Below are 2,134 nucleotides of genomic sequence, written 5' to 3'. Positions count from 1 at the left end.
CTCCCCCGTCATTCCGGCCGGGAAGCCGGAATCCCGTGCAGGGAAAGCAACCTCGCAGCAAACACCAAAGCTCAGCAGGTTGCTGCCCGCTCACCATCCATGGCCTAGGTCCCGGCTTCCCGGCCGGGACGACGGAGGCATGAGCCGGCACGACGGAGGCATGAATCGGCACGACGGTTTTCTCAACGCAGTCGTCATCGTGAATCGTGACTGGACTCAGGAGTTGATCTTGGCATGAAGATTTCCGTGATCACAACGCTGTGTAACGCGGTGCAAACCATCGACGATTGCCTCGACGCGATGGCCGCTCAGTCGCATGCCGATCGGGAGCATCTGGTGATCGACGGCGACAGCACGGATGGCACCCTTGAGCGGTTGCAGCGCCGGCGTGATCAGCTCGGGGTGCTGGTCAGCGAGCCGGACGGCGGCATCTACTTTGGGCTCAACAAGGGCCTCGCCCTGGCCACTGGAGAGGTGATCGGCATCCTGCATAGCGATGATCTCTATGCCGACACCGAGGTGCTCGCGCGGGTGGCGCGGGCCTTTGCTGATCCGGCGGTGCAGGCGCTCTATGGCGACTTGGTCTATGTGGCCGCGGACGACACCCGCCGCGTGATCCGCCATTGGCGCGCCGGCGCCTTTCGCCCGCAACGGCTGCGCTGGGGCTGGATGCCACCGCATCCGACGCTGTTTCTGCGCCGCTCAGTCTACGAGCGCGTCGGCGTGTTCGATACAGGCTACCGCATCGCCGCGGACTATGACCTGATGCTGCGGGTGCTCAGCCAGCTGGAGGGGCCGTTGGAGGGGCCGGGGGATGGGCAGGGGGATCGGCACGAGCAGGGACCTGAGCATCGGCAGGGCAGGGTGGTCTATGTGCCCGAGGTACTGGTGCGCATGCGCCTGGGTGGCAAGAGCAACCGCAACCTCAAGCAGATCGCCCAAAAGTCCTGGGAGGATTATCAAATCCTGCGCCGGCAGGGCCTAGGTGGCCCGCCGGGTACGGGTCCCCTGGGGGCGTTGAGCGCACTGGCGTGGAAGAACCTGTCTAAGCTGCCGCAGTTTGTGCGCCGCTGAGGAGGGGGTGATTTCGGCCACCGCTCCCTCCATTTCGTGTGCTTGACGTTTCTTCGTTCAGTTTTCAGACTCGGCCCTTGGTTTCTTCTACGAAGATGTCGTGATGCAACGCACGATCGATAGCAAGATCCGGGAGGTGACGGATCGAATCGTCGCCACGCTCGCACCCGTGCAGGTGGTGCTGTTTGGTTCTTATGTCTGGGGCGAGCCCGACAGCGACAGCGACCTGGATTTGTACGTGATTGTGCCTGACCAGTCAGAGCCAGCCTATCGTTTGGCACGGCGGGCCTACCATGCCTTGCATGGCGTGAACATTCCCGTGGACTTGGTGGTGCGAACCCGGACGGAAGCGAACCGCAAGGCGGGTGTGGCTTCATCGTTTGATCACGACGTGCTCTCCCGTGGGTTAGTCCTTTATGGCTAACACCGGCGCTAACGGGGCTGGCGAGTGGATCGAAAAGGCTGAACGTGATCTTGCTTCGGCCTTACGCCTGTTGGATGGCACGCCTCCGTATCTCGATACGGCGGTCTACCATTGCCAGCAAGCTGGCGAAAAGGCGCTCAAGGCTTTTCTTGCTCACCGTGGACAGCCGATTCGCCGTGTCCATGACTTGGTTCTGCTGGTCGACACCTGTGTCGGGCTAGGTCCCGGCTTCCCGGCCGGGACGACCAGCGTCGCGCTATGAGCTCGAGTGCTTTTCAGGGACGGACCACGTTTTTGTCTCTATCCGAGCGCGTTGGTCTTCGTCTATCCTGCCGATCATGAAGACCGACCACCCGATCTATCTGTTTCTGCGCAGCGGCCCCGAGGCCTTTCGGGTGCTCACCGGCGGACTGCGGCTTGAAGGCGCCTACACGGTCTGCTCGCTGACCCTCAAAAGCCTCGAGCGCCGACTCGATGGCTTGGTCGCGCCCGACGGCCACTCAGGCCCCGCCTATGTGGTCGAGTTTCAGGCCCAGCCCAAGGCTAAGTCCCTGTACAACCTCGCCGCCAAGATCGGGCTCTATGGCGAGGAGAACCCCGAGCATGAAGTCCTCGGCATGGCCGTGTTCCTGCGTG

General features: G+C 62.7%; 5 protein-coding genes. All 5 read left to right on the top strand.

Annotated features, from left to right (window positions below; all coding sequences use genetic code 11):
• A partial coding sequence (locus CKO42_RS27000; protein ID WP_207148839.1) for a hypothetical protein occupies positions 1 to 238 on the top strand: 238 nt, incomplete at its 5' end.
• The gene (locus tag CKO42_RS26260) at positions 235 to 1,074 is read left to right on the top strand and encodes a glycosyltransferase family 2 protein (RefSeq protein ID WP_200252323.1); all 840 of its coding nucleotides are present in this window, start codon (positions 235 to 237) and stop codon (positions 1,072 to 1,074) included. The genes CKO42_RS27000 and CKO42_RS26260, both read left to right, overlap by 4 nt.
• A gap of 103 nt (positions 1,075 to 1,177) precedes the next feature.
• On the top strand, positions 1,178 to 1,498 hold the full coding sequence (locus CKO42_RS26255) for a nucleotidyltransferase domain-containing protein (protein ID WP_200252320.1): 321 nt from the start codon (positions 1,178 to 1,180) through the stop codon (positions 1,496 to 1,498).
• Positions 1,491 to 1,760: a HEPN domain-containing protein gene (locus tag CKO42_RS26250; protein WP_200252316.1), complete on the top strand. Its 270-nt coding sequence runs from the start codon at positions 1,491 to 1,493 to the stop codon at positions 1,758 to 1,760. The genes CKO42_RS26255 and CKO42_RS26250 overlap by 8 nt, the downstream gene beginning before the upstream one ends.
• Positions 1,761 to 1,836: 76 nt before the next feature.
• Positions 1,837 to 2,134: DUF2887 domain-containing protein (locus CKO42_RS26245; RefSeq protein ID WP_200252313.1), on the top strand; the 298-nt coding region annotated here is incomplete at its 3' end.

The sequence above is a fragment of the Lamprobacter modestohalophilus genome (assembly GCF_016583905.1).
GTDB lineage: Bacteria > Pseudomonadota > Gammaproteobacteria > Chromatiales > Chromatiaceae > Lamprobacter > Lamprobacter modestohalophilus.
The sequence above is the reverse complement of the archived record's forward strand: the minus strand, read 5'-3'. Positions and strand labels throughout refer to the sequence as shown.

What these genes read in the sequence shown, in the direction of transcription:
- CKO42_RS26255 (WP_200252320.1), top strand. Translation starts at nt 1,178, where the DNA reads ATGCAACGCACGATCGATAGCAAGATCCGGGAGGTGACGGATCGAATC.
- CKO42_RS26250 (WP_200252316.1), top strand. Translation starts at nt 1,491, where the DNA reads ATGGCTAACACCGGCGCTAACGGGGCTGGCGAGTGGATCGAAAAGGCT.
- CKO42_RS26260 (WP_200252323.1), top strand. Translation starts at nt 235, where the DNA reads ATGAAGATTTCCGTGATCACAACGCTGTGTAACGCGGTGCAAACCATC.